This is a genomic window from Rhodopirellula europaea 6C, from assembly GCF_000338295.1.
GTDB classification, from domain to species: Bacteria; Planctomycetota; Planctomycetia; order Pirellulales; family Pirellulaceae; genus Rhodopirellula; species Rhodopirellula europaea.
In genome coordinates, this window is record NZ_ANMO01000006.1 from 1 (window position 1) to 20,824 (window position 20,824).

A 20,824-nucleotide genomic window follows, 5' to 3' on the forward strand; every position below is an offset into this window, starting at 1 on the left:
CCCTTTGTGAAGCCCTTTGGGAAGCTCTTTGGGAAGCTCTTTGGGAAGTCCTTTGGATTCGTCATTCGTATTCACTCAATCGATTGGTTCGGAATTGATGTTTCGTATAGCAATGAATGAGTTGTTTTGCGTACCAAGATCATTCGCCTGCCAGCACAGCTCGTGAGCCATCGTTTCGACGTCTAATTCGACTCGGCCTCACCCAACTCTTCGCGAGCACCTTTGCCTTTTTTCTGTTGCTCCGTCCGGTACTCGCCGGGCGACTGGCCAGTCTCACGTTTGAATACCGCGCCGAGACTTTCCTTGTGACTGTAGCCGGCCAGAGGAGCGATTTGTTCCAACGTCATGTCGGTTTCAGTCAACAACTGACGCACCCGTTCCAACTGAGTCACCGTGATCTGATGATGCGGCGTGTGGCCCAGCACGTCTCGGAAACGTCGCTCAAGTTGCCGACGCGATAGCGATGTGAACTCGACCACGTCACCAACGTTGATTCCGTTGCAAGCGTTCTGGCGGATGAAGCGACACACTCGTGCAAGTTCAGCGTCTTCGACCGCGACAACTTTGGTCGACAATCGTTCCGTCACTGAAATCGGCGGGATACGTTCGACTTCTTTGTCAGGCACCCAGCCGTTGAGCATTTGTTGCAAGATCTCGGCGGCTCGGTATCCCGCCAATTCCGCATTGGGCCGCACGCTTGAGAGCGATGGATCACAAATCGAACAAATCGTGTCATCGTCATCGACGCCGATCACACCCACATCGTCAGGCACGGCGATGTTTGCAAACCGACATGCATTGAGAACTTGTTGCCCGCGAATGTCGTTGCACACAAACAAGCCAGTGGGCCGTTCCAATGTCGACAACCATTCAACCAAAGCCTCTTGTTCAACAACGCCGGCCCGTTCGAGTTCTCTCAACGTGATGCCGGGAGCACCCGGTGATTGATGTTCGGTGAATGGACAACCAGCCTTCTCCACCAGTCTGCGAAACGCAATCAACCTGTCGTCGGAATACGTCGCGAATCGAAAGCCGCAAAACGCGAAGCGTCGAAAGCCGCGTTCCCAAAGATGCTCGAACGCCATCTCAGCGATTCGCTCGTTGTCAGCCACGACCTGTGGCACGCCTGGAAACTTTCGGTTGCCACGCACGTCCACGATCGGGACTCGCAACTTTCGAAGCGGATCGATGCTGTGGTGATCCAGACGTGCGATCACGCCGTCGACGCGTGTTCTGGATATCCAATCGGGCACCACCGAATCGATCGTCATCTCTTCATGCAACAACGACCAATCGCCCTTCGTCCTCGCATAAAACGCGATGCCCCGCAGAAGCTCGCGACCATAGGCCCGTGAGACCTCCACCAGCAACGCGATTCGGGGTCGATTGATATGAGTCACTGACGTGATTTCTCCAAAGCCGGACACGTTGTCGCAAAACGACACCCATTTGTCGCAAATCATTACCTACGAGGGACGCAACACAGAGTCTATAGGCATCAACCAGTCTAACAGAACACAAAGACGCCGCAATTCGCGAGCCACACGTGACTCCACATTTGCGAGCCACTTCCTTCACCATGTCGCAAGACGTTTGGCTGAACCGATCGGAATCAGTGCTGATTCAGCCGAGCAGCAGGTGAACATGCATTCCAAGATCGGTAACAAAAACGCAGGGCGGGTTGGCAAAGGATCTGCCGCTGGGTCAGAGTGAAAAGAGACGATCACCATCACTCACATCCAGGACTCTCCTCGTGCCTTCACTTCGACGCTCAGCAAAACATTGCTTCACTCGCCTTCCACTTGGCGCGCCCATCCTGGTTGCGACGTACTTGATGTTGGCGGGAATGCCAAACGCCTCCGCGATCGAAGGCCAATGGCCCAAGTTTCAAAACGGCGGGCTTTCGTCGATCGACACCGCATTGCCGACGGAGTGGTCACCCGAGCAAAACATTGCTTGGACAGCCGACATCAAAGGGTACGGCCAATCAACACCGATCGTGGCTCACGACCAAATCGTTGTGACCTCAACCAGCGGCGAGAACAAGGACGATTACCACGTGTCATCTTTCGCGATTGATACCGGCGAACTGAATTGGCAAGTCGACGTCGCCAACCCATCGCCCTTCAAAAACTCTCCCATGGTCAGCCGCGCCGCACCAAGCGCCGTCGCAACCGAAGCAGGCTTTGTCGCCTTTTTCGAAGGCGGTGTTCTGCTGGCGATCTCACCATCGGGCGAAACACAATGGAAACGAGACCTCGTCGCTGAGTTCGGTCCCATCACCGCTCGTCATGGTTTATCCGCATCTTTGGAAGCCGACTCGACTCGCGTTTTTGTGTGGGTTGAACGGGAGGAAGCTCCTTACATTTTGGCCGTCAATCCAACGACTGGCGAAGACATCTGGAAAGCCGATGGGTTGGGCGCGACATCATGGGCGTCACCGCGATTGGTGCCTGTCGAAGATGGCCAACAACTCGTGTGCAGCGCCAGCGGAAAACTGGTTGGTTTGGATCCATCGACGGGAGAACGTCTTTGGGAATTCACCGACCTTTCCAACAACACATCCAACACACCAACGATTGTCAGTGAGGGACGCTTTCTAATCGGAGCTTCCGATGGTCGCGGCGAAACCAACGCGGGCGCGTCGGCGGCCAGCAACGGCTTGATCGAAATCAGCAAAGGCGACGACGGTAAGTTCCAAGCGGGATTTGTATGGCAAGCCAAGAAGGCAACCTGCACGTTCGGAAGTCCAGTCGTTGCGGGTGACACCGCCGCGATCGTCAATCGAACCGGAGTGCTCTATCGGTTGGATTTGGAAACGGGCGAACAAGTCTCCGCGAAACGGACGGATTCGGGAGGGCTCTGGGCGACTCCATTGGTCGCGGGCGGCAACCTGTACCTGTTCGGCTACAAGGGGACGACCAGCGTGATCTCGCTGGCCGATGGCAAAGAGATCGCCGAAAACCGTTGTTGGCCCGAAGGCGGCGACGGAGAGAAAACGCCAGGTTTCGGCGGCGGAAATGTGCTTTACGCCGCCGCACCAGCCGGCGACCGACTGCTGATCCGTCGCGGAGACAAACTGTACGCGATCGGGGCGAAATAGCGTTTGCAGTCACATCGCCGGTTGAGCACATCGCCGGCCGAGGATTCTTTTTCGCAAGCGATGTTGACGCAAATCAACGATTCGCTACCATACTGCGAACCAGTCGCAATAAGCATCTGGTTTTCGATAGCCAGCGAGCAATGCTCGGCGATCGTGAAGCACATGTCGAACGCCGACATTCGCACTCCGATCGCCTTGATGCCAGCCAGCCATGACCTGTTTGCCTCGAACGTCTTGAGGCACGTAATCCGTCATCAAGGTTGGCCCCGTGGCAAAAATCAATCAAGAAACTCTCGATCTCGCGTGGCATGCACATGCCAGCAGCGATGCTAATCGAGTCATCCAGCTTCTCGCAGCGGAAGACATCCTTTCGCAGTCGCACGACGACATCGAACCGGCCGTGTTGCTTGGGTTGGCACTTCATGATCGCGGTCGCGTGGTCGAAGCCGCCGATGCAATCGAAAAAGCAAGTCTGCTCGGCCCAATCCCAGACGAAGCCCGGATCACGCTCGCGTCGTGCTACGCACAACTTCGCCGAATCGACTTGGCACGCGAATTGTATTTGGAACTCGCACTCAGCCGCCGCTTGGATGCGGATTTGATGCTGAAGGTTGCCGGCGGTTTGTCCGCGATTGATTCACCTCAGCTTGCCATGAAGGTCTGCGAGTGGATCACGGAGCGAGACGATTCGGTCGCGCAAGCTTACTACGACATGGGCGTTTACTCCGCCCACTGTGGTCACGCGTTGTACATCAGCGAAGCGCTGACTCGGCGTGCCCTGGCATTGGACACCGGCAACGTGCACTACCGAGTCGGGCTGGTTTCATTGCTGATCCAACTGCAACGCGAAAGCGAAGCACTCGAAGTCGCTCTCACCTTTGAGGTCGAACAGATCCGAACAGCAACATGCTTTAGTTGTTTGCAACGGATTGCCGACTTGTTAACCCGTCACAACCACACCGATTTAGCGATCGCCTGTCATGAACGATCCAAAGCTTTGCGGGCTGAACGTGCCGCCAAGCCGATCCAATCTGCCAAACCAACGCTGTAAATCCACCATGAATGAATCACTCTCCATCGCTCACCTCGAGTTCGAGGCCGGTCGCTTCGCTCACGCGATCCAGTTTGCTCAATACGCATTGGCCCAAGATCCGGACGACGCCGACGCCCTGACTTTGCTGGGCATGGCCAGCCTCTGCTTCTGCGAATTCGATGAAGGCATCGATGCACTCGAACGTGCCGCCCTAATTCAACCGCTTTCGCGGGCGGTCCAGATTGAACTGGCGATCGCATATGGATCCGTCGGCAGACACAACCTTTCCATGGAGCTGCTGATGTCGGTCGCGACGTCGGGCAAAGTCTCCAGTGCGGAGCTGTTGCGAATCGCGGCCGGATTGGAAGCGATCGACGCGCCGCGGTTGGCCATGGAGGCTTGCCGGCAGGCGGGCATTTTGAATCCGGAGCAGCCCGAAGTTCACTATCAAATGGGTTACTACGCCCAGCAGTGCGGCCATCCATCCGAAATCTGCGAGTCGTTGATTCGACATGCAATCTCGCTCGATCCGCGCAACGTCCACTTTCGAATCGGACTGGCGTCTTTGCTGATTCGACTCGAACGCAAGACCGACGCGATCAAGGTTCTCACGCCAGTCATCCCGGACCGGCTCGATGAGGTGAACTGCCAGTGCTGTCTCAAACGCATCGCGAACGTTTTCTTTGACTGCGACGATGTCAACCGAGCTCGCCTGTGCGCATCGCGATTGAAAACGCTGACCAAACAATCGTTCACTGCGCAACAAAGCAACGTCGCTTGAGGCCATTCCCCGCAGCCTGGGCAAACCGCCTGGAACCACAAACATCGATGCTGGCCGCGACCTGAACGGCTCGTCGAACAACTCGGTGAATTGCTGGCTTCCGCCAAGAACAATGAATCGTCCCGATGCACTGCCTCCACGTCGTTTGCTGCGGCCAATGCATCGATATGAACCTGATTCCTTCGGTTGCATCATTGCAAAACGACAGGCCGGCCAGACAACGCAAACAACAAACTGAGCAAGCCAGCTAAACCAGGCAAACACAATCGTTTGATCGTGATCGACTCGTTCAAAGAGCGGCTTGCGATCGGTTGTTGGTAGACATCTGAACCCTCGCAAATAAATCGTTCGATCAAAACGATTTATCGCACCGGTCCCACTTGTTGCGAACGCGAGTTTGTGGATAACGTGTCTACGTTTTGCACATCTCCCCACGGATCGGATCCTCTCGTGAGATACGCGTTTTGGCTCACTGTCGCATTGATCGCGACCTGGCTGCTCTGGTCAGGACACTTTGACAACCCGTTCCTTCTTGGACTCGGTGCGTTGTCGGTGCTGGTCAGCCTCTACGTCTCGTTGCGAATGAAAATCGTTGATGAGGAAGGCGCCCCGGCTCAGCTCGGCATCCGCCCGTTCGTGTTCTATGCACCTTGGTTGGCGAAGGAAATTGTTGAAAGCAACTTGGCCGTCGCCAAGATCATTTTGTCGCGCAAGATGAAGCTGAAACGCAACATGATCACGATCCGGTCGCATCAAAAATGCGAACTCGGACGAGTCATCCTGGCAAACTCCATCACGCTGACTCCCGGCACCGTGTCGGTCCAGATGGAAGACGACAAAATCTTGATCCATGGTTTGAACCTGGAAGAAACCGAGGAAGACATGTCCGGTGAGATGGACGAACGCATCTGCCGACTGGAGAAATCCAAGTGATGATTCCCTGTTGCATGATGCCACTGATGTTCGCTGCGAGCGAAGCGGCCGGTCACGTTGCCCATTCGGCGTCGGGGCGTGGGCACGCGAGCTCCGCCGACCTGCACAACATGCTGAATCATTCCGCTCAAGCATTCCAATTGAGTGCAACGCATCACGTGATGATGGCGACGTCCGCGGCCGTCTTGGTCACGATGACGCTCGCTTTGATTCGCGCGATGGCCGGTCCGACGGTTTTCGACCGCGTGCTCGCGCTCAACATGTTCGGCACCAAAACGGTGCTGTTCATTTGTGTGGTCAGTTTCGTGACCGCACGGACCGACTTTCTCGATCTCGCATTGCTCTACAGCCTGATGAACTTCATCGGCATGGTCGCTTTATTGCGATTCACTCAGTACCGCAGCTTTGGTGAGGAACCCGCCTGATGAGAGGTGACTCATGATCGCGTTGGAAATCGCAAGCTGGTTCTTTTTGATCGCGGGAGCGTTCTTTTCCATCGTGGGTGGAATTGGAATCATCCGGTTGCCCGAGTTCTTCTCGCGCATGCACGGTGGCGGCATCACCGACACGATGGGTGCCGGCCTGATTTTGATCGGGCTGTTGTGCTTGGCTGGTCCGACGTTGGTTGCGGCAAAGCTGCTTGCAATTTTGTTTTTCCTGACCATCACCAGCCCCAGTTCATGCCACGCACTGGCACACTCGGCGTTGATTCACGGTGTTAAACCAGAACTCGACGTCAAACCCAAACCGAACACCATAATGAACCCGCCCTACGGCCCGCGTGACGGAGACGCCTCATGAATTGGGTCGTCTTTGCCATCCTGGCGTTGCTGGCACTCACCGCCGTGACGGTCGCGAGATTGCGACAGTTGTGGGCCGCGGTAATGTTCACCGGCATTTACAGTTTTCTGAGTGCATCCTGGATGATGATCCTGGACGCACCCGATGTTGCGTTCACGGAAGCCGCTGTCGGAGCGGGCATTTCCACCGTGTTGATGCTCAGCACGCTGGCGCTCACGGGCGAACAAGAGCAACCGACCAAGCGATCGCCAATCGTGCCGTTGCTTGTTGTGCTGGTCACGGGCGGAGCCTTGATTTACGGCACGCTCGACATGCCGCACTATGGCGACCCCAACGCGGTCGTCCATCAACATCCGGATCCTTCGTTTGTTGAACGATCACTCGATGACATGCACGGATTGCCCAACGTGGTCACCGCGTTGCTGGCGTCATACCGGGGTTACGACACGCTCGGTGAAACCACCGTTGTGCTGACAGCCGGCATCGCCGTGTTGCTGATCCTGAGACGAGACGAAATGGAACGTCCGGCGATCGCGAACCGAGCCAAACGACGTCGACGGAAGGCAAACGCATGATCAAGTTTCCAATCATTCGCGTGATCACCAAACTGCTGATCCCGTACATCTTGCTATTCGCGTTTTATGTCCAGTTCCACGGTGACTACGGACCCGGCGGTGGTTTTCAGGCGGGAGTGATCTTTGCTTCGGCGCTGATTCTCTACGGCCTGGTCTTCGGTCTCGATGCGATCAAACGTGTTGCTCCACCCATCGTGATCGAAAAACTGATGGCGATCGGCGTCTTGGTTTACGCCGGCACCGGCTTCGCCACGATGATGCTGGGCGGCAATTTTTTGGACTACGACGTTCTAGAACACTCCTTCAACCACAAATACCTGCCCGGTGGACAACACCTGGGGATCTTCTTGGTGGAAGTCGGCGTGGGAATCACGGTGACCTCGGTGATGACGATGATTTTTTACGCCTTCGCCAGCCGGAGTCGATTCGTATGAATAGTCCAGCCTTGGAACAAGCCGCAGGGCTCTACAATTACTGGATCGTGATCGTCTTGATGATGACCGGTTTCTACATCGTGCTGGCACGAAGAAACCTCATCAAAGCCGTGATCGGTCTGAACATTTTTCAAACGTCCGTGTTTTTGCTCTACGTCACGATGGGCAAAGTTCGCGGCGGCACGGCACCGATCATTCCTCCCGAAGTCGCCGAGGCTCAGGCCAAAGCGATGCACGAGACCGGCCACAGCGAGCACGGAACCCACGCCCTCGGAACCGTCTCCGAAGAGATTGTCGGAGCGCATGCCGCGCACGCTGATTTGCCCGGTGCCGACATCATTTACTCCAACCCATTGCCCAGCGTTTTGATGCTGACGGCGATCGTGGTTGGCATCGCCACCACCGCGCTGGCACTCGCGTTGGTCGTTCGCATTCGCGAAGACTACGGAACGATCGAGGAAGACCGAATTTTGGAAATTGATCGCGCCGATGGCTTGCCAGATGACGACGACGAGGACCAATGGATTGACGCAGACACTCATTCACTGGCCGGGAGTTCACCCGACACCCCCACCGATTCGGAGTCAGTGAATTGACGGAACATCTCCCGATTCTATTGATCGTGTTGCCGTTGGTCGCGGCTCCGCTGTGCGTGATCTTGCACCAGCGAACCGCCGCCTACACGCTCGCGTTGCTGGTCTCCTGGATCACGTTTGGCATTTCCATCGCATTGGTCGCGCAAGTCAATCAAACCGGAGTCATCCGGTACAACCTGGGCGGCTGGGCTCCGCCGTACGGCATCGAATACCTGGTCGATTCACTGTCATCCTTTGTGATGATGTTCGTGTCGGGCATTGGTGCGATCGTTCTGGTCTACGCACCGAAATCCGTTGACGACGAAATCGCTCGATCAAAGCACTACCTGTTCTACGCAACATATTTGTTGTGCTTGACCGGATTGATGGGCATGTGCGTGACGGGTGACCTTTTCAATGTCTTTGTCTTCCTTGAAATCTCGTCCCTGTCGTCCTACGCACTGATCAGTCTCGGGCAAACTCGCCGAGCCCCGTTGGCCGCGTTCCAGTACCTGATCATTGGCAGCATCGGTGCCACATTCATTTTGATTGGCATCGGTCTGCTGTATCAGATGACCGGCACGCTCAATATGGCCGACATCGCCGCTCGCGTTCCACAAGAAAACGGTCCTCGCACTGTTCTGGTTGCCTTCAGTTTCTTGGTCATCGGATTGTGCGTAAAGATGGCGGTGTTCCCGCTGCACACGTGGCTGCCCAACGCGTACACGTATGCCCCATCGGTGGTGACCTGCTTCATTGCCGCGACCGCAACGAAGGTTTCGGTGTACGCGTTCATTCGTGTGATCTTTGGAATCATCACGCCGGGATTCGCCTTCGACTACCTGCCGCTTGATACCGAGCTGACCATTCTGGCATTGGTCGGAATCTTTGTCGCATCGACCGCGGCAATCTACCAAGCCAACGTGAAGCGGTTGCTGGCCTATTCCAGCGTCGCTCAGATCGGATACATGATTTTAGGAATTAGCATGTCGACGCCAGGTGGACTGACCGCCGGCATCGTGCACATGTTCAATCACGCGTTGATCAAAGGCGGGTTGTTCATGATCGTTGGTTGCTTCGCGCTGCGATTGGGCAGCGTCAAACTGGACGATTGGAAAGGTGCCGGAAAAACGATGCCCTGGACGTCGCTCGGTTGGGCGATCGGTGGGCTGGCGTTGATCGGTGTTCCCGTGACAGCTGGCTTCATCAGCAAATGGTTGCTTCTCACCGCGGCAATGGAAAAAGGCATGTGGCCGGTCGCCGTGCTGATGCTGCTGAGTTCTTTGCTGGCGGTGGTCTACGTCTGGCGAGTGGTCGAAACGCTGTACTTCAGTGAACCGACCGCCAAAGTATTGAAGGCCAAGGAGGCTCCGCTGGGCATGTTGATCCCAACCTATGTCGTCTTAGCAGGAACATTTGTGTTTGGTGTTTGGACCACTTACTCCGCTGATTTGGCCGCCGCCGCGGCAGCGGGATTGTTGGGAGCCACGCCATGACCGATTCGATGCAAATTTGGCTCTCGTTGCTGCTGCCGCTGATTGCCTATGTGCTGCTCACGCTAACCGGCAAATCGCCGAACGTTCGCGAAGGCTGCACGCTAACCGTCGCCACCATTCTCTTTTTGCTGACATGCCGAATGGCCAGCGGCGTGTTCGCCGGCGAGCGTCCGGAATGGATGTGGGGTGAGTGGTTGCCCGGATTCCAAATCGCATTCAAAGTCGAACCGTTGGGGATGCTTTTCGCTCTCGTTGCTTCGGGGCTTTGGATCCTGACGACGATCTACGCGGTCGGCTACATGCGGGGCCACAACGAAGACAATCAGACACGATTCTTTGGCTGCTTCGCCTTCGCCATTTTCGCGGCCATCGCGGCCGCTTATGCGAAGAACCTGTTCACGCTGTTTGTTGCCTACGAGGTCATGACGATCTCGACCTATCCCTTGGTCACGCACCACGGCAATGAAGAAGCTCGCAACGGCGGACGGGTTTACCTCGGGATTTTGCTGTCGACCTCGATCGCGTTTTTCATGCTCGCGATTGCTTGGACTTACTCGCTGGCCGGTACCTTGGAATTCACGCTCGGAGGAATCCTGGCGGAACCCGTCGCTGACGAAAAGATCTCCAGCGTCGGACTTGGCCTGCTGCTGGCTTTGTTTGCGTTCGGGATTGGCAAAGCCGCCCTGATGCCGTTTCATCGCTGGCTGCCCGCCGCCATGGTCGCACCAACGCCCGTCAGTGCATTGTTGCACGCGGTCGCGGTGGTCAAGGTCGGCGTGTTCTCGGTGCTGAAAGTGGTGGTCTACATCTTCGGGTTGGACTTGCTCACCAATTCAGGCGTGAACCTTTGGCTGGCCTACGTTGCCGGGTTCTCGTTGGTGGTCGCGTCCTTGGTCGCGATGACCAAAGACAACCTGAAAGCACGACTAGCCTATTCGACGATCGGTCAACTGGCCTACATCACACTGGGCGCCGCCCTCGCGACGCCGAACAGCATCATCGGAGGCGGCATGCACATCGCAATGCACGCGGTCGGCAAGATCACGCTGTTTTTCTGTGCCGGTGCAATCTACGTCGGAGCTCACAAGAAAAATATCAGCGACATGCGTGGACTCGGCCGACAAATGCCGTTCACCTTTGGTGCGTTCCTGTTGGCCTCGGTCAGCATCATTGGGTTGCCGCCCGGCGGCGGTGCCTGGAGCAAATGGTTCTTGGCCGTTGGCACCGTGGAGACTCACCAGTACCTGCTCACTGCTGCGTTGATGGTCAGTTCGCTGCTCAACATTGCTTACTTGGTGCCGATCCCAATGCTTGCCTTCATGGGCAAACCCAAGACGGATGAATCACACAGTGATGATGCACACGGGCACGAAGCCGACGAGCACGACTCGCATCATCACGCACCAACCGACGGGATTCACGAAGCCCCCATGATGTGCGTGGTTCCACTGTGCATCGCCGCGATTTGCAGCGTCGCATTGTTCTTCGCCGCCGACTGGATTTACGAAGCCCTGTTGCCGATCACGCAGACGCCAAACTCATGAGCCACACACCTCCTTCCGACCCCAGTTGGTTCGAACGACCGCAGAACATCCGGCGGATGATCATCGGCTTGGTCGTCGTTTGCGTGCTGCTTGTTCTCGCCGATTTATTCTACGAGAACCCTCACCCACACTTTGGCAAAGTCGAAACATTTTTCGGCTTCCAAGCTTGGTTTGGCTTCATTGCCTTTGTGGCAGTTGTGTTCTTGGGAACGTTGCTGCGTCCGTTGATCAAAAAGCCTGAGGGTTACTACGACCCTGAACCCGAAAACGAATTCCCGCGTCTGGACCGCCCCGAAGACAACACCTCAGGAGAACAAGCATGAATCTGTTGTCTGCTTTGCCTCCTGGATGGCCGATGATTGTCGGCGGCGTCTTCCTTTGGCTGTTGCCCAAGCGGGCCCAGGCCGGCGGTGCACTTGGCCTCGCCATTCTGAGCGGCTTGCTGTTCTGGTTCACGCCGGTTCTAGGCGATGGAGAAACCGCGAAGACATTTTCGATGTTGGGCGCTGAACTCCAACCCATTCGCGTTGACTCTCTCAGCCGTCCGTTCGGATTGGTGTTCCATATCGCGGCCATCGTGTCCGCGATTTATGCGTTGCACGTGCGAGACACTCGGCAACACATCGCCGGAATGGTCTACGCCGGCGCGGCCATCGGTGCGTGCTGTGCCGGTGACTTGATGACGCTGTTTGTGTTCTGGGAACTCACTGCAATCAGCAGCGTGTTTTTGGTTTGGGCATCGGATACACCCGCGGCGTATCGAGCCGGGATGCGCTACCTAATCGTGCAGGTCGGCTCGGGAGTATTGCTGCTCACGGGAGCGATCATTCAGTACGTCGAAACAGGCTCGCTGAAATTCGAGCTGTTCGTCAGCGAAGGGCAAACCCTGTTTGGTGTTGAAGCGATTTCGCCCGCCGCTTGGTGCGTCTTGATCGCTTTTGCAATCAAGTGTGCCTTCCCACTGCTGCACAACTGGTTGCAAGATTCCTATCCCAAAGCGACCGTGACCGGCACCGTATTCCTCAGTGCGTTCACAACAAAGTTGGCCGTGTACTCGCTGGCTCGCGGCTTTGCAGGCTTTGATCCATTGATCACCGTCGGCTGCATCATGACGTTGTTCCCCATCATCTTCGCGGTGATCGAAAACGACCTCCGACGAGTCCTCGCGTATTCGCTCAACAACCAACTCGGGTTCATGGTTGTCGGCGTCGGCATCGGAACGGAGCTGGCCATCAACGGGACCGTGGCTCACGCGTTCTGTCACATCATTTACAAATCGTTGCTATTCATGTCCGTCGGTGCGGTGCTGTTTCGCGTCGGCACGGCGAAAGCAACCGAACTGGGTGGACTTCACAAGTCGATGCCATGGACGACCGCGTTTTGCATGATTGGTGCGGGAGCGATCTCCGGCTTTCCGCTGCTCAGTGGTTTTGTCAGCAAATCCATGATCATCTCCGCCGCCGGCGAAGAACACATGTTCGGCGTTTGGATCGTGTTGCTGATCGCCTCGGCTGGTGTGATGGAGCACTCAGGAATCAAGATTCCGTTCTTCGCGTTCTTTGCCCACGATAGTGGCAAACGCGTCAAGGAAGCCCCATGGAACATGTTGTTGGCGATGAGCATCGCGGCCTTCTCGTGCGTCGCACTGGGAATCGCCTATCCATTGCTGTACCGACTGCTTCCGTTTGATGTGGACTACCATCCATACACCATCACCCACGTCGTCACTCAGCTTCAATTGCTGATGTTCGCGGCTCTCGCCTTCGTCGCGTTGATGAAGTCAGGCCTCTATCCCGCGGAGCAGCGAGCCGTGAATTTGGACACCGATTGGGTCTACCGCCGCTTGATTCCAAAAGCCACTCGTGGCGGCCAAGTCGCAATCGAACTGGTCGACCAAACGTTCCGCCACGACTTTTTGTTGACGCTGCGAAGTGGACTTCGGATGGTGCAGCGTTCGTTCAACGTCAACGGTTGGATCGGTCGAACTTGGTCCACCAGCACGATGGCGTTCTGGGCCGCAACGCTGCTCGCGATCAGCTTGGTGCTCTACTACACCTAACAGCCTGTTGATTTAGTCGTATACCGAATGACAACAATTAGCCGATGGGCGTTCGCCCCGGTTGGCGTTTGACTAACCGCCGCTAACGCGGTACGGCTCATAAAATCAACAGCCCGCCAAAGCCGATCTGGATTCGCGATGATCGGGATTCTTCGAAATCCCGTGATCGAGGAACCGTGCGACCGCGAAATGACTGATGCTATCGTTCTACAATGGGGTGGTCCCACAGGCACCATCCCATTCCGAAAACGATTCTCAATCGATGCTTTCGCAAACACTTCACTTGATAGCGTCCGCCTTTCGCTGCCTTCCATCGTCGCGGCGATTGAGTTGTCTGTTGGGGCTGGTGCTGATCGGTTGTCTGTTTTGCGGCTCGACAAACGCCGGAATCAGCGGCGAAAACATCATCGTCGTCGTCAACGCGAATTCGCAAGATTCGTTGACCCTGGCAAACCACTACGTCCATCTGCGTGAGATCCCGCCAGCCAACATTGTTTTGTTGGAGGACGTCCCAGGTGGCCTGCGAGTCTCGCTGAACGATTTTCGCGAAAAGATTTTGCGGCCGGTTCTGAATGAGCTCAACCGTCGCAAGCTGGCCGCGAACGCGCAGGTGATTGCGTACTCGGCCGGATTCCCCACCGCGGTCGACATTCGCGAACACACCAAACAGCTGACTGACGAGAACCAGAAAAAGTATCAGCGTCCGGTCGCGTCGATCAACTCGATGACTTTCTTCTACCGCTGGGTACTCTCCGATTCGCCGGACTACCTGGGTTGGGGCAGTAACTTCTACGCTCGCGGCCGATTTGAACGCCATTTCGCGAATCCATTTGCGGGCGAGACTGGCGAAGAATTCAAGGCAGCTGAAACCGCAACCAACGAAGCGACCACCGCGGATGATTGGACACAGGCTGCCGAACTTTGGTCAAACATTGCCGACGACTATCCGACGTTGCATCCACTGAATATTCGCGCCGCCGAAGCGTTTGCGAACGCCGGCGACATGGACGCCGCACTCGAACGGTTCACGCTGGCGGCGGCGTCGGGTTGGTCCAACCGACGTTACATCGAAGAATCGGAGTCGCTGCAAAAGCTGGCCTCGACCGTGGGCTTCGACGCGGTCGTGGATCAATTACAAGACGTCCCAATGAAGAACCAAGGACCGGTTCCCTTCTCGGCCAGCGTTGGATGGACAAGCACCGGACATATGATTCCCAGCGCCAAGGGCGGTATGCCATACATGCTGTCCTGCGTGTTGGGCGTGGTGCACGAGCGCGGCAGCACGCTCCAGCAAGCCATTGATGTTTTGAAACGAGCTCACCAGGCTGACCGAAGCTACCCTGATGGAACGGTCGCGTTTGCCAAGACATCGGACGTTCGGGTCACAACCCGCGAACCGTTGTACGCCGACGGTTTGGCTTGGTTGATGTCACGCGATCGCGACGTTGAGATCTTCTCATCGAAATTGCCAACGTCGAACAAGCGATACATTGGATTGATGTTGGGAGCGGCCAGCTTCGATGCCAAAAATCAACCGTGGTCGATGGTTCCGGGAGCCATCGCCGAAAATCTCACTAGCTTGGGCGCGGCCTTTGAAACCAACTCGCAAACCAAGCTGACCGAGTTGCTGCATGCCGGAGCGGCGATCAGCAGCGGTGCCGTCGCGGAACCCTATTCGTTGATTCCAAAATTTCCGACGCCCATGATGCATGCGTATTACGCGGAAGGGGTCTCGGCGATCGAAGCGTTCTATTTGACAACCACATCGCCGTACCAATTGTTGATCGTCGGCGACCCAGCCTGCCAGCCCTTCGCGAAAGCTCCGATTGACTTTGTTCGAATGGAAGTCGGCGAACCGATGGGTGACAAAATCCCGGTCAATTTCTTCTGGCAAGCTCTGCCGGGCAATGAGAACACATCGCCAACCGCAGCGATCGAACTGTATCTGCAAGACAAACGAATCGCGGTTTCTCGTCCCGCGAAAAAGATCGAGGTTAAACTACCGAAGAATCTGGAAGGAGCTCTGCGTTGCCGAGCCGTGTTGATCGGACGCCACACGACGCAACCACGAATCACAATCACCGACACTTTGGTTTTGGGCAATCCCAACATCCTGCCGACCATCGATGTTTTATCAACCGACGGCGAGACACTGCGAATCAAGCTCGCTTGCCCTGACGCGGAGCGAATTGAATTGAAGCATCTCGGTCGTGTCGTAGCAGAAACCAGCGGCACGTCCGGAACCGTTTCCTTAACGCCCGACCAGATCGGACGCGGCCCGATTGAACTCGAAGCGACCGGACACATTGGCGAGCAAGGCATCCCGGGCAAGCTAAAGCTCATCGAGTTCTAGTGATTGGGTCATCGGCCCTGCAATGTGCAGCACACGGGCAACGGAAACTCACTGGGTAACCGCTTGACGTGGTGGCTGACTCGAAAGAGCTCGCTGGACTTCGATCACGCGAATGGATTGTTCAGGACTCATCTCCATCAATCGGTCGCGACCATTTTCATCGGGAAGAAACTCGGTGAAGCCTTCTTCGTCCACCACCACGCGTCCCGGTTCCGACAAATCAAAGTAGTGGTCGTCAGGGCGAACGGCGTACAGCACACTGGTCAAATCCCACGTTGGCCGATCATGGTTAGGACCACTGTGCATCAGATACGCTTCACGGACCGGATGGTGCGGTACATAGGAATAGTCGCGAGCAATGCTTTCACGTGGGTAGGGCACCGCGATTCCAATTCGATAGTCACTCCACACGACGGGAACGTCATCGGGTGACTGATCGGCGAATCGACGCATGGCATCGATTCCGTTGACGACGTTCGCTTCATCATGTCTGGGTTTACCAAGCGTTGGGCCAAAGCATCCCGCCATCACCGAAATCAGCTTGCACTTCTTTTGCAGCAACGCTGGACCGTCCAACGGACTGATTGCGTCGGCTTTCGATTCCAGCAAATCCGCCAGGTTGGCCGCCAAGCCAACTTGGATGATGACGACGCTAGCATCTTCTGCCTCGGCCAATGTGCGGCGCAAGACATCCACCGCTTCGGGAGCGTCGTCGCTGCTCAGCAAATCATGCGGGTATCGCAGCGAATCTCGATCGCGAACTTTGCACAATTCCAGATAGCGACTTGGACGATGCTGGGCGTCCCGTGTCGCACCGATTGGAATGTCGCCACGGCCATAAAACGTGTTGACCGCATCAACGAACGGTGCGGCGAGCGGGTTGACCTTCGAAATGGTGACCGCTTTTAGTTCGCACTCACCGCGATCCTCCAGTGCGTGCAACATCGCGAGTGCCAACACATCGTCACAGTCTCCGGTGATGTCGGTGTCAAAGATCACCGGCGTCGGTTTGACCTCCGAGGCACCATCGGATTCCGCACGGACATCTAAGCAGTCGATCAGGCCGAACGTGAGCAAAAGGGGGATGGTTCGTCGGAACATCAAAGCGCTTTCGAAAGAGAGGACTGGAGAAAAAAAACTGTGAAAACCCCAAATTTTTTACGGGCCGTCGAAACCGGTTCCAAACGGGGTATGTCGCAAAATGATCGGCGAGAGCGGTGTTTTCCGCCACTTTAGTCTCTGGAAAGGGGTTCACATTTCGCACGCAAAGGCTATAGATTTCATTACGGGCGACTACAATACCCGCTCGCAAGAGCGGGGCACCGGCCTTCCAGACTCGATTCGCGAACCGCGGAAAGCGTCCGAGTTATGCCACGAGCCAATCATGCCCACCCTGAAATCGTCCTACCTTATTTCTCGTTCTTAACAAGGCGAACAAAATGAAGAATTTGTTTTGGTTACTGATGCTCGGAGCCCTGATTGGCTCCGTCGGTTGCGATGGTTCCGCGACCTCCGCACCATCGGATGATGAACTGACCCAGTACGTCGAGGAAAACCCGCACGACTACGACAGCAATGCTTCGCTGGATGACGGCGACACCGCGAACTAATCACGGTGGTGAAGACTCTTCTCATCTGATTTCTTTTTGATTCATACACAGGAACCACATCCCATGCCATATCGAACCCAATCCAAGGGATTCACACTGGTCGAATTGTTGGTGGTCATCGCAATCATCGGAGTCCTTGTCGGACTCTTGTTGCCTGCCGTTCAAGCTGCCCGTGAAGCGGCACGTCGAATGAGCTGCAGCAACAACTTCAAACAAATTGGTTTGGCACTGCACAACTACCACTCCGCCTACAACCTGCTTCCGGCGCATGCCGCTGGAACCACAAACACCGCCAATTCAGGAAATCCCAACCCATCGCGTCGTGCAGATGGTGGCGGCGGACACAACCGAAACGAACTGAGCTGGTTGCCGGGACTGACACCGTTCTTTGAGCAACAAGCGTTGTGGGAACAAATCAGCAATCCAATGGACTCGGACGGCGATGGCGTCATCGACTTCCAAGCGATGGGCCCCGACGCTCGCATGAATTTGAGCGACCACAATGCAGCAGGCAATCGCTATCGCCCGTGGTTGACCAACGTTCCAACGTTGCGATGCCCCAGTGATCCCGGCGAAGGCCTGCCAGCTCAAGGCCGCACCAACTACGCTGCGTGCTTGGGTGACTCAACTCACCACATGCACGTTGGTGCAGAACAGGATCGCGCCAATATTCCCAACGGCAATTGGGCCCAAGCCGAACGAGCAGCCTGCCGAGGAACCTTTGTTTCGAGCCGTTCAACCAGCTTCCGAGAAATCCTGGATGGATTGTCCAACACCATCGCCGCCGGTGAGATCATCACCAGCCTCGGCGACCGCGACATCCGTGCTTTGCCACCGGATGCCCCGACAAGCATCCAAGCCAATAGCGGAGACCCGACCGGTCCGGACAATGCGCTTGCATGTCGCAACATGATCGATCCTGAACGTCCATTGTTTTGGCGTAATGGTGCACCGTTTGTCGCATCGCCAGCAATCACCGGTCCGGCGGGCGAGATGGAACGTGGATACAAATGGGCCTACGGGCGTCCTCTGTTCTCCGCGATGAACACGATCCTGCCGCCAAACTCGGAAATCTGCATGCAAGGGAACCGCCACAACGAAGGCATCTTGCCACCGAGCAGCCATCATCAAGGTGGTGTGCATGTCTTGATGGCCGATGGTGCGGTGAAATTCATCACTGAGTCGATCGATGCCGGCAACTCAGGTGCTCCACCGGTTCGATGGGACGGGTGGGCAATCAATCCCGCCGGATCCCCCAGCCCGTACGGCATTTGGGGTGCATTGGGAACACGTGCATCCAAAGAAGTGATCGATCAAGAATTCTGATCAACCAACGTCGGTTGAGACGCATGATCGAAAAATCAAAGAGCCACCACGAACTGTATTCGCGGTGGCTCTTTTTGTTGCTTGAAATCTTTTTAGAGACGAACAAGAGTGCCGAAGCCTTCCTTCTCGTGCGTCGTGATTGCTCACTTCTTCAGGAGAGCCAACACAGCATCGTGCAGATGACCGTTCGTTCCAACACCGTCGCCACCGCGGACCGTGTCGATGCCTTTCCATGAAGTGAATCGCCCACCAGCTTCGCTCATGATCGGAGCCATCGCCGCGACGTCCCAAGCATTGCAGATCGGGTCGACCATCAGGTCCGCACGACCGGTCGCGACCATCGCGTAGCCATAACCATCGCCCCATGTTCGTGTCAGCCAAGTTTCTCGCTGCAGGGCTTCGAAGACGTCGGTGTCGCCGCGAGGTCCTTCGCCACGATCACCAAACGACTTCGCTTCGCTGGTGACAAAGACAGCTTTCGACAAATCAGTTTGTTCCGAAACGCGAGCTTCACTCCACGTCTTCAGGTCATCGCTGTGGAAACAACCGCCACCCAACGCGGCCACCACGATTTGATCGGTTGCGGGCAGGTAGATGACTCCGCCAATCGGTGTCTCATCGCATTCCAACGCCAACAACGTGCTGTACAGCGGCACACCACAAATAAACGATTTGGTTCCATCGATTGGATCGACAACCCAGCGATATCGGCTGGCTCCTTCGCTGTCAGCAAACTCTTCGCCCGCGATTGCATCGTCCGGGAATTGTTCCGCGACCAGCTTGCGAACCAATTGCTCAGCTTCGCGGTCAGCGATGGTCACCGGTGAATCATCGGATTTGCGATCCACGGAAAGCGATGGCTTTCCATAGTGAGTCAGCGTGTGCTGGCCGGCCTTCAATGCGATATCAACCATCGCGGTCAACCGTCCATCGTGTTCCGATTGCCACTGGGTGGGAGTCCAATCCGACATGAGAAACCAAAGTTGCGAGTGAGGTGGAAAAACGGAATCTCGATACGTCCGCGACGTTCGTGCCCCGCGAGAGCGAGACATTCGAGTTCTCGCCAACAATCTAAATGAGCGAGCGAACGACGTACTACCCGGGTGGCTTCAATTCGGCGGGGACATGTGTATGTTTGGCCCCAATCTCTGACTCTTCGAACTCTCTTTCATCGTGCTGGCGTTCTTTTCATGGCCGACAACATTTTCCGTGGTTGCATTCCCGCTTTGATGACCCCATGCACCGCCGATGGCGAGCCGATGTGGGATGCACTGGTCAAAACCGGCGTGGACCTGATCGAACGAGGGATGCACGCGGTGGTCTATTGTGGCTCGATGGGCGATTGGCCACTGCTGAGCGATCAACAACGTCAACAAGGCGTGACCGAATTGGTGCGGGCTGGCGTTCCAGTCGTCGTCGGCACGGGAGCCCAAAACACAAAGCTGGCCGCTGAACACGCCGCCCACGCGGCCACCGTCGGTGCGGCCGGATTGATGGTCATCCCCCGAGTGCTTTCGCGAGGCACGTCGCAACAGGCGCAGGCCAACCACTTCAAACGAGTTCTTTCCGCCGGCGAAGCATTGCCCGCGGTGATCTACAACAGCCCGTATTACGGATTTGAAACGAAAGCCGATTTGTTCTTCGCCCTTCGCGAAAAACATACGAACTTGGTCGGCTTCAAAGAATTTGGCGGTGCGGAATCATTGTCGTACGCCGCCGAACACATCACCAGCGGCGATGCCAACTTGACCCTGATGGTCGGCGTCGACACGCAAGTCTTCCACGGCTTTGTTCGCTGCGGAGCCGCCGGAGCGATCACCGGTGTCGGAAACGCGTTGCCGACCGAGATTTTGAAGTTGGTCGATCTTTGCCAGCGGGCGCAAAACGGCGACGTGGAAGCTCGCCGATACGCCGCCGAGCTCGAAAGTGCGTTGGCGGTTCTTTCCAAGTTTGACGACGGTCCGGATTTGGTCCTGCACTACAAGTACTTGATGGTGCTGGAAGGCCACGCCGAGTACGAGCATCACTTCAACAAGAGCGACCATCTGAGCGACAGCCAACGCGAATTCCTTCATGACCAATGGCGGCTGTTCCGCACGTGGTGGTCAAACTGGCCCGGCAAAGATGCGTGATCAACACTGATTTGCAAATGCTGATTCGCAATGGCTGATTTGCACGCTGATTCGTCAACGCCGGCGATG

Annotated in this window: 20 protein-coding genes; 17 read left to right on the forward strand and 3 right to left on the reverse strand. The window is 56.1% G+C overall.

The window, feature by feature from the left end; all coding sequences use genetic code 11:
• Window positions 1–182 precede the first annotated feature (182 nt).
• Window positions 183–1,463: an AraC family transcriptional regulator gene (locus tag RE6C_RS00210; RefSeq protein ID WP_008652733.1), complete on the reverse strand. Its 1,281-nt coding sequence runs from the start codon at window positions 1,461–1,463 to the stop codon at window positions 183–185.
• Window positions 1,464–1,846: 383 nt separating this feature from the next.
• On the opposite strand from RE6C_RS00210, the gene RE6C_RS00215 reads away from it, so the two are divergent.
• The 14 genes from RE6C_RS00215 (at window position 1,847) to RE6C_RS00285 (ending at window position 15,687) form a co-directional block, all read left to right on the forward strand.
• Window positions 1,847–3,103 (forward strand): outer membrane protein assembly factor BamB family protein, encoded by a 1,257-nt coding sequence (locus RE6C_RS00215; protein WP_039960802.1) that lies wholly within the window; start codon window positions 1,847–1,849, stop codon window positions 3,101–3,103.
• Between the two features lie 268 nt (window positions 3,104–3,371).
• Complete coding sequence (locus tag RE6C_RS00225) at window positions 3,372–4,154, forward strand: tetratricopeptide repeat protein (RefSeq protein ID WP_008652740.1); 783 nt, start codon at window positions 3,372–3,374, stop codon at window positions 4,152–4,154.
• Between the two features lie 7 nt (window positions 4,155–4,161).
• Window positions 4,162–4,917, forward strand: a complete 756-nt coding sequence (locus RE6C_RS00230) for a tetratricopeptide repeat protein (protein ID WP_008652741.1) — start codon at window positions 4,162–4,164, stop codon at window positions 4,915–4,917.
• 450 nt (window positions 4,918–5,367) lie between these two features.
• Window positions 5,368–5,850, forward strand: a complete 483-nt coding sequence (locus tag RE6C_RS00235; protein ID WP_008652755.1) for a Na+/H+ antiporter subunit E — start codon at window positions 5,368–5,370, stop codon at window positions 5,848–5,850.
• On the forward strand, window positions 5,850–6,275 hold the full coding sequence (locus RE6C_RS00240) for an MrpF/PhaF family protein (protein WP_236617827.1): 426 nt from the start codon (window positions 5,850–5,852) through the stop codon (window positions 6,273–6,275). Before RE6C_RS00235 ends, RE6C_RS00240 begins: the two co-directional genes overlap by 1 nt.
• Window positions 6,276–6,288: 13 nt before the next feature.
• Window positions 6,289–6,651, forward strand: coding sequence for a monovalent cation/H(+) antiporter subunit G (gene mnhG, locus RE6C_RS00245; RefSeq protein ID WP_008652762.1), 363 nt, complete (start codon window positions 6,289–6,291; stop codon window positions 6,649–6,651).
• Window positions 6,648–7,226: a DUF4040 domain-containing protein gene (locus RE6C_RS00250; RefSeq protein ID WP_007332740.1), complete on the forward strand. Its 579-nt coding sequence runs from the start codon at window positions 6,648–6,650 to the stop codon at window positions 7,224–7,226. The genes mnhG and RE6C_RS00250 overlap by 4 nt, the downstream gene beginning before the upstream one ends.
• A complete protein-coding gene (locus RE6C_RS00255; RefSeq protein WP_007332741.1) occupies window positions 7,223–7,660 on the forward strand; it encodes a Na(+)/H(+) antiporter subunit B in 438 nt (145 codons plus the stop codon). The genes RE6C_RS00250 and RE6C_RS00255 overlap by 4 nt, the downstream gene beginning before the upstream one ends.
• Window positions 7,657–8,256, forward strand: a complete 600-nt coding sequence (locus RE6C_RS00260) for a sodium:proton antiporter (protein WP_037199997.1) — start codon at window positions 7,657–7,659, stop codon at window positions 8,254–8,256. Before RE6C_RS00255 ends, RE6C_RS00260 begins: the two co-directional genes overlap by 4 nt.
• The gene (locus RE6C_RS00265; RefSeq protein ID WP_007332743.1) at window positions 8,253–9,731 is read left to right on the forward strand and encodes a monovalent cation/H+ antiporter subunit D family protein; all 1,479 of its coding nucleotides are present in this window, start codon (window positions 8,253–8,255) and stop codon (window positions 9,729–9,731) included. Before RE6C_RS00260 ends, RE6C_RS00265 begins: the two co-directional genes overlap by 4 nt.
• Window positions 9,728–11,275 (forward strand): proton-conducting transporter transmembrane domain-containing protein, encoded by a 1,548-nt coding sequence (locus tag RE6C_RS00270; RefSeq protein WP_008652767.1) that lies wholly within the window; start codon window positions 9,728–9,730, stop codon window positions 11,273–11,275. The genes RE6C_RS00265 and RE6C_RS00270 overlap by 4 nt, the downstream gene beginning before the upstream one ends.
• The gene (locus RE6C_RS00275; RefSeq protein ID WP_007328229.1) at window positions 11,272–11,598 is read left to right on the forward strand and encodes a hypothetical protein; all 327 of its coding nucleotides are present in this window, start codon (window positions 11,272–11,274) and stop codon (window positions 11,596–11,598) included. The genes RE6C_RS00270 and RE6C_RS00275 overlap by 4 nt, the downstream gene beginning before the upstream one ends.
• Window positions 11,595–13,334: a Na(+)/H(+) antiporter subunit D gene (locus RE6C_RS00280; RefSeq protein WP_008652771.1), complete on the forward strand. Its 1,740-nt coding sequence runs from the start codon at window positions 11,595–11,597 to the stop codon at window positions 13,332–13,334. The genes RE6C_RS00275 and RE6C_RS00280 overlap by 4 nt, the downstream gene beginning before the upstream one ends.
• Before the next feature lie 262 nt (window positions 13,335–13,596).
• Window positions 13,597–15,687 (forward strand): hypothetical protein, encoded by a 2,091-nt coding sequence (locus RE6C_RS00285; RefSeq protein ID WP_052034901.1) that lies wholly within the window; start codon window positions 13,597–13,599, stop codon window positions 15,685–15,687.
• A gap of 48 nt (window positions 15,688–15,735) precedes the next feature.
• On the opposite strand, the gene RE6C_RS00290 is transcribed toward RE6C_RS00285, so the two are convergent.
• The gene (locus RE6C_RS00290) at window positions 15,736–16,788 is read right to left on the reverse strand and encodes a nucleoside hydrolase (RefSeq protein WP_008652773.1); all 1,053 of its coding nucleotides are present in this window, start codon (window positions 16,786–16,788) and stop codon (window positions 15,736–15,738) included.
• 338 nt (window positions 16,789–17,126) lie between these two features.
• On the opposite strand from RE6C_RS00290, the gene RE6C_RS32355 reads away from it, so the two are divergent.
• Complete coding sequence (locus tag RE6C_RS32355; protein ID WP_008652775.1) at window positions 17,127–17,297, forward strand: hypothetical protein; 171 nt, start codon at window positions 17,127–17,129, stop codon at window positions 17,295–17,297.
• Between the two features lie 63 nt (window positions 17,298–17,360).
• Window positions 17,361–18,623 (forward strand): DUF1559 domain-containing protein, encoded by a 1,263-nt coding sequence (locus tag RE6C_RS00295; RefSeq protein ID WP_008652777.1) that lies wholly within the window; start codon window positions 17,361–17,363, stop codon window positions 18,621–18,623.
• Window positions 18,624–18,766: 143 nt separating this feature from the next.
• Here the strand turns inward: RE6C_RS00295 and hisN are convergent, their stop codons facing one another.
• Entirely contained in the window at window positions 18,767–19,594 is an 828-nt protein-coding gene (hisN, locus tag RE6C_RS00300) for a histidinol-phosphatase (protein ID WP_007332750.1), read from the reverse strand.
• Window positions 19,595–19,813: 219 nt separating this feature from the next.
• Here hisN and RE6C_RS00305 point away from each other — a divergent pair, with 219 nt between their 5' ends.
• On the forward strand, window positions 19,814–20,755 hold the full coding sequence (locus RE6C_RS00305) for a dihydrodipicolinate synthase family protein (RefSeq protein ID WP_008652779.1): 942 nt from the start codon (window positions 19,814–19,816) through the stop codon (window positions 20,753–20,755).
• The last annotated feature ends 69 nt before the right edge of the window (window positions 20,756–20,824 follow it).

Bases quoted from the DNA above. Each gene is read 5' to 3' on its own strand.
- RE6C_RS00260 (WP_037199997.1), top strand. From the start codon at position 7,657: ATGAATAGTCCAGCCTTGGAACAAGCCGCAGGGCTCTACAATTACTGG.
- RE6C_RS00295 (WP_008652777.1), top strand. From the start codon at position 17,361: ATGCCATATCGAACCCAATCCAAGGGATTCACACTGGTCGAATTGTTG.
- RE6C_RS00240 (WP_236617827.1), top strand. From the start codon at position 5,850: ATGATTCCCTGTTGCATGATGCCACTGATGTTCGCTGCGAGCGAAGCG.
- RE6C_RS00285 (WP_052034901.1), top strand. From the start codon at position 13,597: ATGCTTTCGCAAACACTTCACTTGATAGCGTCCGCCTTTCGCTGCCTT.
- RE6C_RS00290 (WP_008652773.1), bottom strand. From the start codon at position 16,788: ATGTTCCGACGAACCATCCCCCTTTTGCTCACGTTCGGCCTGATCGAC.
- mnhG (WP_008652762.1), top strand. From the start codon at position 6,289: ATGATCGCGTTGGAAATCGCAAGCTGGTTCTTTTTGATCGCGGGAGCG.
- RE6C_RS00275 (WP_007328229.1), top strand. From the start codon at position 11,272: ATGAGCCACACACCTCCTTCCGACCCCAGTTGGTTCGAACGACCGCAG.
- RE6C_RS00210 (WP_008652733.1), bottom strand. From the start codon at position 1,463: ATGATTTGCGACAAATGGGTGTCGTTTTGCGACAACGTGTCCGGCTTT.
- hisN (WP_007332750.1), bottom strand. From the start codon at position 19,594: ATGTCGGATTGGACTCCCACCCAGTGGCAATCGGAACACGATGGACGG.
- RE6C_RS00215 (WP_039960802.1), top strand. From the start codon at position 1,847: ATGCCAAACGCCTCCGCGATCGAAGGCCAATGGCCCAAGTTTCAAAAC.
- RE6C_RS00270 (WP_008652767.1), top strand. From the start codon at position 9,728: ATGACCGATTCGATGCAAATTTGGCTCTCGTTGCTGCTGCCGCTGATT.
- RE6C_RS00305 (WP_008652779.1), top strand. From the start codon at position 19,814: ATGGCCGACAACATTTTCCGTGGTTGCATTCCCGCTTTGATGACCCCA.
- RE6C_RS00230 (WP_008652741.1), top strand. From the start codon at position 4,162: ATGAATGAATCACTCTCCATCGCTCACCTCGAGTTCGAGGCCGGTCGC.
- RE6C_RS00280 (WP_008652771.1), top strand. From the start codon at position 11,595: ATGAATCTGTTGTCTGCTTTGCCTCCTGGATGGCCGATGATTGTCGGC.
- RE6C_RS00255 (WP_007332741.1), top strand. From the start codon at position 7,223: ATGATCAAGTTTCCAATCATTCGCGTGATCACCAAACTGCTGATCCCG.
- RE6C_RS00250 (WP_007332740.1), top strand. From the start codon at position 6,648: ATGAATTGGGTCGTCTTTGCCATCCTGGCGTTGCTGGCACTCACCGCC.
- RE6C_RS32355 (WP_008652775.1), top strand. From the start codon at position 17,127: ATGAAGAATTTGTTTTGGTTACTGATGCTCGGAGCCCTGATTGGCTCC.